Origin of the sequence: Leeuwenhoekiella sp. A2 (genome assembly GCF_047946655.1) — a bacterium.
Taxonomy (GTDB): domain Bacteria; phylum Bacteroidota; class Bacteroidia; order Flavobacteriales; family Flavobacteriaceae; genus Leeuwenhoekiella.
Window position 1 is genome coordinate 1,578,810 of record NZ_CP172311.1, and the last position, 13,642, is coordinate 1,592,451.

Annotated in this window: 15 protein-coding genes; 7 read left to right on the forward strand and 8 right to left on the reverse strand. The window is 38.5% G+C overall.

Annotated features, from left to right (window positions below; translation table 11 throughout):
* Positions 1 to 40 precede the first annotated feature (40 nt).
* The 5 genes from accB to pdxA form a co-directional block, all read right to left on the reverse strand.
* On the reverse strand, positions 41 to 535 hold the full coding sequence (accB, locus tag ACH3PA_RS07085; RefSeq protein ID WP_416445789.1) for an acetyl-CoA carboxylase biotin carboxyl carrier protein: 495 nt from the start codon (positions 533 to 535) through the stop codon (positions 41 to 43).
* Between the two features lie 27 nt (positions 536 to 562).
* Entirely contained in the window at positions 563 to 1,558 is a 996-nt protein-coding gene (locus ACH3PA_RS07090) for a beta-ketoacyl-ACP synthase III (RefSeq protein WP_416445787.1), read from the reverse strand.
* 161 nt (positions 1,559 to 1,719) lie between these two features.
* Complete coding sequence (gene rpmF, locus ACH3PA_RS07095) at positions 1,720 to 1,920, reverse strand: 50S ribosomal protein L32 (RefSeq protein WP_416445785.1); 201 nt, start codon at positions 1,918 to 1,920, stop codon at positions 1,720 to 1,722.
* Positions 1,921 to 1,929: 9 nt separating this feature from the next.
* Complete coding sequence (locus ACH3PA_RS07100) at positions 1,930 to 2,469, reverse strand: YceD family protein (RefSeq protein ID WP_416445783.1); 540 nt, start codon at positions 2,467 to 2,469, stop codon at positions 1,930 to 1,932.
* A 110-nt stretch (positions 2,470 to 2,579) separates the two neighbouring features.
* Positions 2,580 to 3,644 carry a 4-hydroxythreonine-4-phosphate dehydrogenase PdxA gene (pdxA, locus tag ACH3PA_RS07105; RefSeq protein ID WP_416445781.1) on the reverse strand — a complete coding sequence of 355 codons (1,065 nt, stop codon included), beginning with the start codon at positions 3,642 to 3,644 and terminating at the stop codon, positions 2,580 to 2,582.
* 65 nt (positions 3,645 to 3,709) lie between these two features.
* On the opposite strand from pdxA, the gene ACH3PA_RS07110 reads away from it, so the two are divergent.
* Positions 3,710 to 4,300 (forward strand): riboflavin synthase, encoded by a 591-nt coding sequence (locus ACH3PA_RS07110; RefSeq protein WP_416445779.1) that lies wholly within the window; start codon positions 3,710 to 3,712, stop codon positions 4,298 to 4,300.
* Here the strand turns inward: ACH3PA_RS07110 and ACH3PA_RS07115 are convergent.
* Positions 4,281 to 4,511, reverse strand: coding sequence for a hypothetical protein (locus ACH3PA_RS07115; protein WP_416448483.1), 231 nt, complete (start codon positions 4,509 to 4,511; stop codon positions 4,281 to 4,283). The two genes, ACH3PA_RS07110 and ACH3PA_RS07115, sit on opposite strands and share 20 nt — an antisense overlap.
* A 499-nt stretch (positions 4,512 to 5,010) precedes the next feature.
* Between ACH3PA_RS07115 and ACH3PA_RS07120 the strand changes: the two genes are divergently transcribed.
* From ACH3PA_RS07120 to ACH3PA_RS07130, 3 genes are read left to right on the forward strand one after another with little or no spacing between them, the layout of a single operon-like run.
* Entirely contained in the window at positions 5,011 to 6,180 is a 1,170-nt protein-coding gene (locus ACH3PA_RS07120) for a patatin-like phospholipase family protein (RefSeq protein ID WP_416445775.1), read from the forward strand.
* 48 nt (positions 6,181 to 6,228) lie between these two features.
* Positions 6,229 to 8,184 (forward strand): tetratricopeptide repeat protein, encoded by a 1,956-nt coding sequence (locus tag ACH3PA_RS07125; RefSeq protein ID WP_416445773.1) that lies wholly within the window; start codon positions 6,229 to 6,231, stop codon positions 8,182 to 8,184.
* Positions 8,181 to 8,624 carry a DUF4231 domain-containing protein gene (locus ACH3PA_RS07130; protein WP_416445771.1) on the forward strand — a complete coding sequence of 148 codons (444 nt, stop codon included), beginning with the start codon at positions 8,181 to 8,183 and terminating at the stop codon, positions 8,622 to 8,624. The genes ACH3PA_RS07125 and ACH3PA_RS07130 overlap by 4 nt, the downstream gene beginning before the upstream one ends.
* Before the next feature lie 15 nt (positions 8,625 to 8,639).
* Here the strand turns inward: ACH3PA_RS07130 and ACH3PA_RS07135 are convergent, their stop codons facing one another.
* Positions 8,640 to 8,801, reverse strand: coding sequence for a hypothetical protein (locus ACH3PA_RS07135; protein ID WP_416445769.1), 162 nt, complete (start codon positions 8,799 to 8,801; stop codon positions 8,640 to 8,642).
* A 68-nt stretch (positions 8,802 to 8,869) separates the two neighbouring features.
* Here ACH3PA_RS07135 and ACH3PA_RS07140 point away from each other — a divergent pair, with 68 nt between their 5' ends.
* From ACH3PA_RS07140 to ACH3PA_RS07150, 3 genes are read left to right on the forward strand one after another with little or no spacing between them, the layout of a single operon-like run.
* A complete protein-coding gene (locus ACH3PA_RS07140) occupies positions 8,870 to 9,400 on the forward strand; it encodes a (2Fe-2S)-binding protein (protein WP_416445767.1) in 531 nt (176 codons plus the stop codon).
* Positions 9,397 to 10,386: an FAD binding domain-containing protein gene (locus ACH3PA_RS07145; RefSeq protein WP_416445765.1), complete on the forward strand. Its 990-nt coding sequence runs from the start codon at positions 9,397 to 9,399 to the stop codon at positions 10,384 to 10,386. Before ACH3PA_RS07140 ends, ACH3PA_RS07145 begins: the two co-directional genes overlap by 4 nt.
* Positions 10,386 to 12,590, forward strand: coding sequence for a xanthine dehydrogenase family protein molybdopterin-binding subunit (locus tag ACH3PA_RS07150; RefSeq protein WP_416445763.1), 2,205 nt, complete (start codon positions 10,386 to 10,388; stop codon positions 12,588 to 12,590). Before ACH3PA_RS07145 ends, ACH3PA_RS07150 begins: the two co-directional genes overlap by 1 nt.
* Positions 12,591 to 12,677: 87 nt before the next feature.
* Here the strand turns inward: ACH3PA_RS07150 and ACH3PA_RS07155 are convergent, their stop codons facing one another.
* Positions 12,678 to 13,628: a glycoside hydrolase family 43 protein gene (locus tag ACH3PA_RS07155; RefSeq protein ID WP_416445761.1), complete on the reverse strand. Its 951-nt coding sequence runs from the start codon at positions 13,626 to 13,628 to the stop codon at positions 12,678 to 12,680.
* Positions 13,629 to 13,642: the final 14 nt, after the last annotated feature.

Genomic DNA, 13,642 nt, shown 5'->3' on the forward strand with positions numbered 1-13,642 from the left:
AGACGGGTTGGGATATCTAGTTAAGAATTTATCCCTGTAGTTATGATGGGTCTACCAAGAATAATGGTTGATCAAACTCTACCGGTGACGCGTCATCAACAAGAACTTTTACTACGGTTCCTGAAATTTCACTTTCTATTTCATTAAAAAGTTTCATCGCTTCAATAACACAAAGAACGTCTCCTTCTTTTATGCTGTCACCTACTTCTACAAAAGTGGGTTTGTCTGGAGCAGGTTTACGATATAAAGTACCTATGATAGGCGACTTGATCGTAATATATTTAGAATTATCCTCTTCTTTCTTAGCACCTGTATTTACATCTGCAGATACAGTAGGGGCAGGGGCAGCAGGCGTTTGAGGTTGTTGGGCCATTGGGGCTGCCATAGGGATTTGTTGCAAAATGGTAGTTTCACCTTTGTGCTCTTCGCCTCCGGTCTTGATGGTGATCTTGATGTCATCCATCTCCAGTTTTACTTCGCTGGCACCAGATTTTGCAACAAATTTAATAAGATTTTGAATTTCTTTTAAATCCATAATAATTAACGTTAGATAGGTTAAAATCTAAGAATTGTAGGCCCATTTAAGGTAAATAGAACCCCATGTGAAGCCGCCTCCAAAGGCAGCAAATATTAAATTATCTCCTTTTTTGAGATTTTTTTCAAAGTCACTTAGCAACAAAGGTAAGGTAGCAGAGGTAGTATTACCATATCTCTGAATATTCATTAACACCTTTTCATCATCAAGATTCATTCTGCGTGCTGTGGCATCAATAATGCGCTTATTTGCCTGATGAGCTACAAGCCAATTTACATCTTCATTAGTAAGATCATTGCGCTTCATTATAAGCTCACTTACGTCTGCCATATTTGAAACCGCAAACTTAAAAACGGTTTTACCATCCTGACGCACATAATGTAGCTTATTAGCAACCGTTTCTGCAGTTGCAGGAAGTAATGACCCGCCAGCAGAAATCTTAAGGAACTCACGGCCAATACCGTCTGTTCTAAGATATTCATCCTGCAGGCCTAAACCTTCTTCATTGGGTTCAAAAAGGACTGCGCCACCACCATCACCAAAGATAATGCAGGTAGTACGGTCTGTATAATCGATAATAGAAGACATTTTATCTGCCCCTATAAGTAGAATTTTTTTGTAGCGCCCTGATTCTATATATGCAGAGGCCGTAGACATGCCATATAAAAAGCTTGAGCATGCTGCTTGCAGGTCATAAGAAAATGCATTTACCGCTCCTATTTCTGTTGCAACGTAAGCTGCAGTACTGGCTACGGGTAAATCTGGTGTTGCTGAAGCAACTAAAACCAGGTCTATTTCTTCTGGGTTAAGGTCTTTTTTACTTATTAGGTCTTGTGCCGCCCTAATTGCAAGATAGGACGTGCCTTTATCTGCGTCTTTAAGAATTCTGCGTTCTTTGATACCCGTTCTGGATGTTATCCATTCATCATTGGTATCAACCATGGTTTCCAAAATTTGATTGGTAAGCACATATTCAGGTACATACGCACCTACAGCGGTAATTGCTGCCGTGGTTTTACTCATATAAATTTCGTTTCTGCGAAAATGGAGCATTTTCGCTTCAAAATGAGGTGAAAAGTACTAAAATTTGAACACTTTGGCTCAAATATTAACTTTTTTTGATAATTGGCTAAAATAAAAAAACCCCCGGTATTTGGGAGTTTTATTATGCTTGATTACTTAGACTAGGCTACTTCCTCTGTATTAGCAGAATCCATAACAACTTGCCCTCTGTAGTACAATTTACCTTCATGCCAGTGAGCACGGTGATAAAGGTGCGCTTCACCAGTAGTAGAGTCAACACCTATTTTAGGCATAGCTGCTTTATAATGTGTTCTTCTCTTATCTCTTCTGGTTTTTGAGATTTTTCTCTTAGGATGTGCCATTACCGTATTTTATTTGTCTGTTAAAAAATTTTTCAATCCGTCCCAACGAGGATCGGTATCGTGTTTTGTATTTTCTTCTTCTTCACCTTTAATACTTAACTCGTCTAACTTGTCTAGTATTTCAGATTTTAATGTTCCGTCTTTAACCCCGGGGTGAACCCGCTTATTAGGCATCGCCAGAACAATTAGTTCATAAACGTATTGAGCAATATTGATCTCATACTCACCATAAGGAATTATTAAAATGTCATCAAGATCGTCATTATACTCCTGACCAAATTTTACTACTAGCTGATAATCTGCATCCAAAGGATGATCAAACGGCTCGTTAGTAAGGTCGCAGTTTATATCTACGGTACCCGTAACATCAAAATAGAATTCAAGTAAGGTGGCTTTTTTAATTAATCTAACCTTTAAATCAAGGTTGACTTCATTAAAATCATCATACTCAAAATGCTCAAAGAACTTATTATCTATATGATATTCAAAATCGTGTTCACCTTGTTTTAAGCCAACAAACTGAATTGTAAACGCTTTTAAATGTTTCATTCCTTTTTTCCTTTCCTAATCAACTCTTTCCCCAAAAGGCGGGTGCAAAGATATAAATTTTTATTTAGCTGAAAATTAGTTTATATAAAAAATTTCAATTCCTTTTTCCTCTAACGTGAACGCGCTGAAGAAGTTTGCCTCTTAGATTGCTTTTTAAGCACATTGCGAGTTAGTTTTTTATATTCTTTTCTTTTCTTAAAGATATCAATTCCTGTATAAACCGCTTCTTTAAAAGAACTTGCGTCTGCGACGTTCTTTCCTGCAATTTCAAAGGCTGTGCCGTGATCTGGCGAAGTGCGTACAGCACTGAGGCCTGCAGTAAAATTAACTCCTTTGCCAAAAGATAAAGTTTTAAAAGGCACTAATCCCTGATCATGGTAGGCTGCTATTATCGCATCAAAATTCTTATAATTACCACTGCCAAAAAAACTGTCTGCCGAGTATGGCCCATAAACTAACTGGCCTTTATCGCGTATTTTCTCAAGTGTTGGGATCAAAACCTCATCGTCCTCTTTGCCTATTACACCATGATCACCTATGTGCGGATTGATACTTAAAAAGGCAACTTTAGGTTTAGAAATCCCGAAATCCTGAACAAGCGTATCGTGAACAGTTTGAAATTTCTTTTGAATAAGTTCTGGTGTAATATGAGAAACAATATCCTTAACGGGAACATGATCTGTCAACAACCCAACTTTTAAGCTGTTTGTGATCATAAACATTAAGCTGTCTCCTTCCAGCTCCTGGTTCAAGTAATCTGTATGCCCTGGAAATTTAAAGTCTTCTTCTTGTATATTAGCCTTACTTAAGGGTGCTGTTACAAGAACATCTATTTCATTATTCTTAAGCGATTCTACCGCCGCTTTAAGCGATTTTATGGCATATTGACCGCCTTTTTGAGTTTCCTGACCAAATTCTACCTGCACATTTTCATTCCACACATTGATGACATTTATTTTGCCTATTACAACCTGATCGATAGATTTAATACCCTGAAACTTGATATTGAGATTAAAGTGCTTGATCAAAAAGGTAATTGTTTTCGCAGAAGCGAAAACCACAGGCGTACAAAAATCAAGCATTCTGCTATCTTCAAACGTCTTGAGAAAAATTTCTCCTCCTATACCATTAATATCTCCTATTGAGATTCCTACTTTTATATTTTCGTCTTTCATCAATACCCGTCTATTGCAATGTTTTGTATGTTTACAACACAAAAGTACTTAAATAAAACGCAACAATGTTTACCGGTATTATAGAAGATCTTGGTGAAGTAATTAAGCTTGAAGAGCAACTCGACAACTTAAATATTACAATTAAAAGCAAGCTTACTCCAGAGTTAAAAATAGATCAAAGTGTGTCGCACAATGGCGTATGCCTTACGGTTGTCGAGATTGCTAATGATACTTATAAAGTGACAGCAATAAAAGAGACATTAATAAAATCTAATCTTGGGAAATTAAAACATACAGACATTGTAAATCTTGAACGCGCAATGATACTGGGAACGCGTCTTGACGGGCACATCGTGCAGGGGCATGTAGATCAAACCGCTGTTTGTGAGTCTATCGTTGAGCAAAATGGAAGCTGGGTCTTTACTTTTTCTTACGATTCTTCTTTAAATAATGTAACTATAGAAAAAGGATCAATAACGGTAAATGGTGTAAGTCTTACAGTAGTTGATTCACGAGCTTCTAAATTTAGCGTGGCGATTATACCTTATACATACGAGCACACAACTTTCTCAAAAATAAAAAAAGGAGATATTATAAATCTGGAGTTTGATGTAATAGGCAAGTATGTGAGTAAAATTATGAGCCTGAGGTCTTAGAAATTCCCTTTTTAGTAAAATAAATTCCCAATATCAAACCAGCAGCTATAAGCACCCAGACATTATCATCTATAGGCAACACCAGTCCTGGAGGAGGTGTTCCTGGCGCTTTTCCTGGCGCGGGGGGTGTTTTACCATCCTGAGCAAATGACACTGTGCTATACAATATCATAAAGGGGATAATAAACAAATTATTGAGTTTGGGGCCCATTTGTTCTTATTACTAAAAGGTTAGGGATTTTTAGCCTTTTCAAAGGCAAAAATATAATAATTTATTCACAACCATGATTTTGCATCAACCATTTTAAATTGGCTTTAAATTAAACAGCTGTTAAACAACGGTTTATATTATTTCGCCTTTTATATTTAACATGTTGAATATTTGCTAGTTATATCAATATAGTATTTTATTTTTTATAACTATACTATATAACTGGTCAATTTAAAAAATCCCGCTCTTAAACCATTTTCATACTCAACCTACGTTAAAGACATAACGGGAGTTTTGCCAAAGTCTATTTTTGCTAAAATTCCATTTAAAATGACACTATCGGCAACAAGATTGTTTTTTAGATAATCACACTTCTATATATTGATTTCTAATTATTTAGATAAGCTAAGCGCTATAAATTAAAAGATAATCATTAATTTAATGCCTCTATCATTAATTCTTGCCCCTATCAATTGCATAACTTATTAAAAGTAATGATATGGCAGATTTTAATAATACCTGGGGCAATCTTTCTGGTAGGTATGAAACCGTAAAACCACGCAAGATTCTTGCATTAGACGGTGGTGGCATACGGGGAGTTATTACTTTAGAAATTCTTTTAAAGCTTGAAAAGGAGCTAAAAAAAGAATTGGGCAAAAACGATGACTTTAGACTCGCAGATTATTTTGACTATATAGGCGGCACAAGCACAGGGGCAATTATAGCCACAGGATTATCAATTGGTATGTCTGTACAGCAACTGTTAGACTTTTATACAAAAAAGGGGAAAGATATGTTTGACAAAACCTTTCTGCTCAAACGCTGGCGCTCCTTTTATGAGTCTGGCCCATTGCTCGATATGCTCAAAGAAACTTTTGGCGCAGATACAGACCTTGATCTTAGCAATGGTAAATTTAGATCGCTGCTACTGGTCGTAACTATGAACCGCAGTACAGATTCGCCATGGCCAGTGAGCAATAATCCGTTGGCTAAATATAATGATAAATCCAGACCAGACTGCAACCTCAAGATAAAACTGTATCAACTTGTACGCGCAAGTACGGCGGCTCCCGCATTTTTCCCGCCAGAAACACTTGAGTGGGATAAAAACGATCCTTCTAAAACATTTGTTTTTGTAGATGGCGGAGTGACACCTTATAATAATCCGGCTTTTTTAATGTATAAAATGGCAACGCACCCAGCTTATAAATTAAATTGGCCTGTTGGCGAAAAAAAACTCCTTCTTGTATCAGTCGGCACAGGAAGCGCTCCTTCTGAAGGCGATTACGGTAACCTTATCAACACGCTTAAAGAATTACCCAATAATCTCATGTACACTATGCAACTTGATCAGGATATCAATTGCAGGCTTATGGGCAGGTGTATTTATGGTGCACACATTGACCGTGAAGTAGAAGATATGATAATGAAAGAAGTAGACGGCTCTGATATTCCCTTGACGCAGGATACGCATAAAAATTTTCTTTACGTGCGCTACAATGCCGACTTAAGCCGAAAAGGTCTTGACGATTTGGAACTTAACAATATTTCGTCAGAAGATATTAGGGAGATGGATTCTGTGAAGAATATTGAAAAACTCCGCCAAGTGGGGTCAAAAACGGCCCAAAAGCAGGTAAAACTGGCTCATTTTGGTTCATTTATAGAGTAGTTATTCATGCATGCTTTCATAATCAGACCATTCGGGATAAAACAAGGTGTGAATTTTGAAAAAATTCAGGATGAACTCATTGTGCCTGCCCTGGAGAAAGCGGGTGTGCGTGGCTACACCACCGCAGCAATTGTAGAAGCGGGTAACATAAGGCAGGACATGTTTCAGCTACTGCTAACAAGTGATCTTGTAATTGCAGATATTTCCATACACAACGCAAACGCCTTTTATGAGTTGGGTATCAGGCATTCTCTTCGGGATAAAAAAACCTTTTTAATTCGCTGCAGCAAAGACGTGGTTCCTTTCGACCTAAAAACAGATCGTTACCTGACTTATGACGAGAATAATCCCAGTCTGGCTTTAGATTCTTTAACTAAAGGCTTACGCGAAACCATTCATTCTAATAGAGTTGACAGCCCGGTTTTCCTAATGTTACCCAAGCTAACACCACAGGATCCGGAAGATTTTCTGGCAATTCCGGCCGATTTTAGTGAAGAAGCAGAGGTTGCAAAAAGCAGCAAACAAATAGGAAGATTAGCTCTACTTGCCAGCGAAGTAAATTATTTTGCCTGGGAAATTCCAGCATTGCGCCTTCTGGGAGAAATACAATACAATCTTGCCGCTTTTAAAGACGCACGTGAAACCTGGGAGAAAATAAGAAATTTAAAGCCTAATGATATTGATGCTCATGACCGGCTGGCAACAATTTATGAACGCTTAGGCGAAAAAGAAATTCTTGATAATCCTGTTCTGGGCGCAGAGCTTTTTGCAAAATCGCGCTTAGCAATAGATTTTCTGATGGATCGTATTACGGCTTTTTCCCGTGAAAAGAGGGCAGAAATCTATTCCCTGCGCGCTAGAAACAACAAAGCTTCCTGGATTAAAACCTGGATCAACTCCAGCATTGAGACAATATTAGGTGATGCGCTTACATCGCAGTTTTTACGTAACGCTTACAATGATTATTTGAGTGGTTTTAACGAAGATCTTAATCATTTTTATAGTGGCATTAATGCGCTGGGCTTACTTAAAATAATCATTTCTCTTGCCGAAGCCCGCCCGGGACAATGGTCTTCTTTATTCGACTCTGATGAAGAAGCAGATTTTGAACTCAAAAAACATAACAAACAATTTAATAACTTATCAATCATAATTCAGGCAGCGATAAATGCAGAAAAAAAGGCGTTGTTGAGAGATCATAAAGTAAATGCATGGGTAAATATTACTGAGGCAGACTTAACTTTTTTGATCAATAACAACCCTAAGAAGATTGAGAACATGTACAGAATGGCGATGCAGCTTAGCAAAGATCTCAATCTAAACTCTGCAAAACGCCAGCTTTTGATCTATAAAAAACTAAATATTTTGACAGATAATGTTGATGCTGCCCTTCGGGTTTTTGAGAATACTGTAGAACGAGAAGAACAGGAAAAAGAATACATTATTCTTTTTTCAGGTCACATGATCGACAAGCCAGACAGGCAAGTTCCCAGGTTTCCACCTGATAAAGAAGATGAAGTCCGCTTAAAAATAAAAAAGCAGGTACAATCAATTCTAGAAGCTCAGGATCTAAAAGTAAAAGGCATTGCCGGTGGCGCGTGCGGCGGTGATATTCTCTTTCATGAGGTTTGTATGGAACTAGGCATTAAAACCGAAATTTACTTAGCGCTTCCGCGCGAAAAATTCATCGTTGCCTCGGTACAATTTGCGGGCCCGCAGTGGGTCGAGCGTTTTAATAAATTATATAACAAACTTCCCGCGCAGGTTCTTTCCGAAACTAAAGAACTTCCGCAATGGTTAAAGGCACAAGAGAACTATACAATTTGGGAGCGCAACAACAGGTGGATTTTAAACTCTGCACTATCACAAGGCGATTACAACCTGACTTTTCTGGCTTTATGGAATAAAAAAGATGGCGATGGTCCCGGCGGCACAAATCACATGATTAAAGAAGTGCAAAAAAGAGGCGCAAAATGTGTAATCATTGATATTTTAGCACCATGAGCGAGCAAAAATATATCACCACCCGTATTGATGATCAGCTAAAATGGTTTAGCAAGAAAAGCGCTGCAAACAAGAATTACAATTACAGGATAAAAGGTTTTATAATTATCTGTTCTGTTCTTATTCCGCTTATTGCCGGTATCGAAAATGTGAGTGATTTTCTTGTTTCTTATAACCGAATTATTTTGGGCTGTCTGGGGGCGATTGTTGCCATTTTAACAGGGATTTCTTCGCTTATGCATTTTCACGAAAAGTGGCTCAATTACAGGAACACTGCAGAAAAGCTGAAACGTGAAAAGTTCTTCTTCGAAACTTCTACAGAGCCGTATAATAAACCCGGAGCTTTCAACCTTCTTGTAAAGCGTGTAGAAGATATTCTAAATACAGAAAATACAGACTGGAATAATCTGGTTAAAGAAGACATTCCTAAAGCAGAGTGATCTTTCCGTTTTTTGTCATTTTAGGTCGATTTTTAGACGTTTTAAGGCGATTTCTCTTTCAATTTGATCAAATTCTCCAATTTTAAGAGAAATCGTTAAATAAGATGCTTTTATATTTTTTTTAAATAAATCTGATTTTTTTAATTCTATTTTTAAAAAAAAGATAAAATAACGCATTCTTTCTTGCTGTAAATAAAGCAGTTAATGCATTTTACTTTTTGATTAACCAACAAAAAACCTTAGTTATGAACTCTGCCGAAAAAACAAAGTCTGTTAAAGGAGGTCCACCTAAACTGCATCAGGTAACTCTTAAGATCAATAATAAAGAAGAAACACTTACTATATCTCCACAAACTACACTTCTTGACGCATTAAGAAACTATTTAAATTATACGGGAACAAAAAAAGGTTGTGACCACGGTCAATGTGGAGCGTGTACTGTTCTTGTTGATGGCAAAAATGTCAACAGCTGCCTATGTCTTGCTGTTATGCATGAAGATGTTGAGATCACTACCATAGAAGGTCTGGGTACTCCAGAAAAACTGCACCCCATGCAAGAAGCTTTTATAAAGCACGATGCCTACCAATGTGGTTATTGCACACCGGGTCAAATTTGTTCTGCTGTGGCAATGGTAGACAGAGGTAAAGGTAACGACCCTGAAGAGATACGCGACCTTATGAGTGGTAATCTATGCCGGTGCGGCGCTTACACAAATATTTACAAAGCAGTTAAAGAAGTAAAAGATCAATCATCATTTAAAGACCAGTTATCATGAATAATTTCACCTTTCAAAAAGCTGGCAGTGTAAATGAAGCGGTAACTGCAAGCACAACTAAAAGAAGCAGAATAATAGCAGGAGGAACAAATCTGGTAGATCTCATGAAATACCGGGTAGAAAACCCGGAAGAGGTTATAGATATTACCCGTCTTGCTCTCGATAAAATAGAATTACTTGAAGATGGCGGTATGCGTCTAGGTGCATTGGCCACAAATGCTGATACCGCTTATCACGCAGAAGTAGCACATAACTATCCTATTCTGGCAGAAGCCATACTATCTGGTGCTTCTGCACAATTGAGAAATAAAGCCACAGATGGGGGAAATCTTATGCAGCGTACAAGATGCTACTATTTTTATGACACGGCAACGCCTTGTAATAAAAGAGAACCAGGCAGCGGTTGCTCTGCGATCAATGGTTTTAACCGTATTCACGCTATTTTGGGCACAAGTGAAAGTTGCATAGCAACGCATCCATCAGATATGTGTGTGGCTCTGGCTGCTCTTGATGCTCAGGTAAACGTAACCGGAGAAGATGGAGAACGCACAATAGATTTTCTTGACTTTCACAGACTACCGGGAGATCATCCAGAAAAGGATAATAACTTAAATCCTGGTGATGTGGTTACTTCTATAGATCTGCCTAACAAAGGCTTCAAATCTAATTTTGAATATCTAAAAGTAAGAGATCGTGAATCATATGCTTTTGCACTTGTTTCTGTAGCTGCGGCGATAGAACTTGACGGTGATACAATAAAAGACATTAGAGTTGCTTTGGGAGGAGTTGCGCATAAACCATGGCGCATTCCTGCAGCTGAAAAAGAATGCATAGGCAAACCCGCAAACGAAGAAACCTTTAAAAATCTAGCAGAAAAATTACTTGCCGGCGCGAAAGGTTTTGGAGATAATGATTTTAAAATTCCTTTGGCACACAAAGCCATTGTACGAGCACTAACAACCGCTAAACTTAAAACCGAAAAATAATGAGCACCACAGATTATATAGGACAGTCAATGCCGCGTGTTGACGGCCCATTAAAAGTTTCGGGAAAAGCGCCTTACGCTGCAGAATACAGACCCAAAGGTTTATTATACGGGTATGTTGTACAGTCATCTATCGCTAATGGTAAAATAACAGCCATCAATACTGAAGAAGCAGAAAATTTAGACGGAGTCGTAAAAGTGTTCACACACCTTAATCTTCCAGATTACATCAATGATAATTCAGATTATAGTGATCCCTTAGCGCCACCCGGAAAACCCTTTCGCCCTTTATTCAATGATAACATTCTTTATAACGGGCAACCCATCGCTTTAGTTATAGCCGAAACTTTTGAATTGGCGCGTTACGCCGCAGGATTAGTTGACATAGATTACAGCGAAGAAAAATTTACGGCTACTATACAAGAAAATCTGGCAAATGCTACACACGAAGATGTAGAAGAACCGCCAGAACCTCGTGGCGATGCAGATTCTGCTTTCGCGAAAGCTAAACACCAGATAGAGGTTGAATATCAACAACCAAGGCATTATCACAACCCGATGGAACCGCATGCCACAACGGCTATCTGGAATTCTGACGGCAGTCTTACTATTTATGATAAGATACAGGGCGTAGCAAACAGCAAGGGGTATGTATGTGGAGTTTTTGGTTTTGATGAAGATAAAGTACAGGTGATATCTCCCTTTGTAGGAGGGGCTTTTGGCTCTGGACTACGACCACAGTATCAGTTATTTTTAGCTACGCTGGCAGCGACTGAATTAAAAGCAGCTGTGCAAGTAAGTCTTACCAGACGACAAATGTTCAGTTTTGGACACAGACCGGCTAACATTCACAGGCTAAAACTAGCTGCAGACGAGAGCGGCAAATTAATGAGCATTCAGCATACTTCGCTGGGCGAAACCTCAACTTTTGAAAAATACAGCGAACCGGTAGTTGACTGGTCCGGACTTTTATATGAGTGCGAAAATGTAAAGCTTGATTATCAACTCATACCTGTGCAAGCCTACACCCCGCTCGATATGCGCGCTCCCGGCGGAACTTCAGGAGTTTATGCTTTAGAATGTGCTATTGACGAGATTGCTGAAAAAGCAGGAATCGACCCGTTAGAGTTCCGCCTTTTAAATTATGCCGAAAGGGATCAGAACGAGGACAAACCTTTTACCAGCAAAGAGCTGCGCGAATGCTACAAACAATGCGCAGATAAATTTAACTGGAAAGAACGCAACCCAAAACCACGCTCTGTTAAAAAAGGTAACAACCTTGTAGGGTACGGTATGGCGACCGGAGTTTGGGAAGCTATGCAAAAAGAATCTTCGGCAAAGGCAGAATTTGATGCAGATGGAAAGCTTACCGTTAGCACGGCTACTGCAGATATTGGTACGGGCACATACACTGTAATGAGCCAGATCGCTGCTAAATATTTTGGCATTGATATGGACGAGGTAACTTTTAAACTGGGAGACACAAAACTACCTGAATCACCTATTGAGGGCGGCTCATGGACGGTTTCTTCTGTAGGTTCTGCGGTTAAGAATGCGTGTGAAGCTTTGCGGGAGCAAATTTTCGCTTTAGCGAAAGCTCACGACGACCGTTTTAAGGATCTAAAAATCGACGATAATACCTTCAAAAACGGCGAAATTAACCTAAAAAACGGTGATTCTTTAAGATATGTTGATGTTTTAAAACTGGCCCAAAAGCGGTCAATATCGGTTACAAACAAGGAAAAACCGAAAGATGAACGTGAAGATTATTCCGCCTATGCACACTGCTGTATTATGGTAGAAGTTCATGTAGATGAAGATCTGGGCGTGATTAGAATTCCACGCGTGCTAAATGCATCTGCGGCCGGTAGAATTATCAATCCAAAAACAGCTGAAAGTCAGTTATTGGGAGCCACTGTTTGGGGCATTGGTATGGCGCTGGAAGAAGAGGGAATGGTAGACAAGAATTTTGGCCGTATCATGAACGCTAACCTTGCCGAGTATCATATTCCTGTAAATGCAGATATTAAAGATATTGATGTCATTTTTGTTGATGAAAAGGATGAAATTGTAAACCCATTAGGCGCAAAAGGTGTAGGCGAACTTGCCATGGTAGGTGTAGCCGCAGCCGTTTCTAATGCTGTTTATAACGCCACAGGAAAACGCGTGCGTGAATTACCCATAAAGCTGGATCATTTGCTTTAAAATGGTTTTGGTTTTATAAAAAAAGCTGCTTCGATTTGAAGCAGCTTTTTTTGTTTGATTTCGCTTTAAGCGAAAAGAAAACATTTGTTATTCCTGCTTTTTCAGAAATTCAAAAGATTGAGGTCTAATACTTATCCCTTCCGCATTTAAATTCACTTTAACCAAAGCCGTCTTGCGAGGAGCAACGACAGAATCTGAAAGATGCGTATGCAACACATAATTCATCCTTCCGTTTTTATCTAAAAATAAATCACCATGCCCTGTTCCATTTAACCCTAAGTTTTCTTTACTCATTATAGGGTTTGTTTTCGATTTAATCCAAGGTCCAAAAAGACTTTCACTAGTGGCGTATCCTACAGCATAATCAGGATTCCTGAAATCGTTAGCCGAATAAAGAAGGTAATACAAATTATCTTTTTTAATAACAGTGGGTCCTTCAGAAACCGGCCAGTCTGCATTTTGCGTGTTTTCCCATCCTTTTTCAGCTGTAATACATTCCGTTAATGTTTCTGCTTTAATTTGCTTTAAATCTGAAGTCATTTCGGCTACAAAAATTCTATTCCCATTTTGTAATCGTACATGAAACAAATAAGCCTTTCCGTCATCAAAGAAAATAAAAGGATCTATTTGCTTTACAGAAGCTTCTAATGCTTTTTTATCATTTACAAAAGGCCCTAACGGACTCTCACTTGAAGCGATCGCAATATTCTCATTTGCCGTATAGGCCATATAGTATTTTGAATTAAACTTAAAAACCTGCGGTGCCCAGAACCCTTTTGTCCCAAAGGCATCCCCTTTCTTCAATGCAAAACCATCTTTTTTTCCTGCAGGACCTTTCCAGGTTTTGAGATCCTGAGAAGTGTATACTAAAAAACCTTCGCCTTCAATCGTATTATCACCTTTAGTTCCATACAGATAATAAGTTCCTTCATTTAGAAATATTGTAGGATCTGCCAGATAAATTTGGTCATCTGTATTTTGAGCAAAAAGATTAACTGAGCAAAAAAATAGCAGTACGATATTTTTCCAGGTTCTCATATTATTTTGATTAT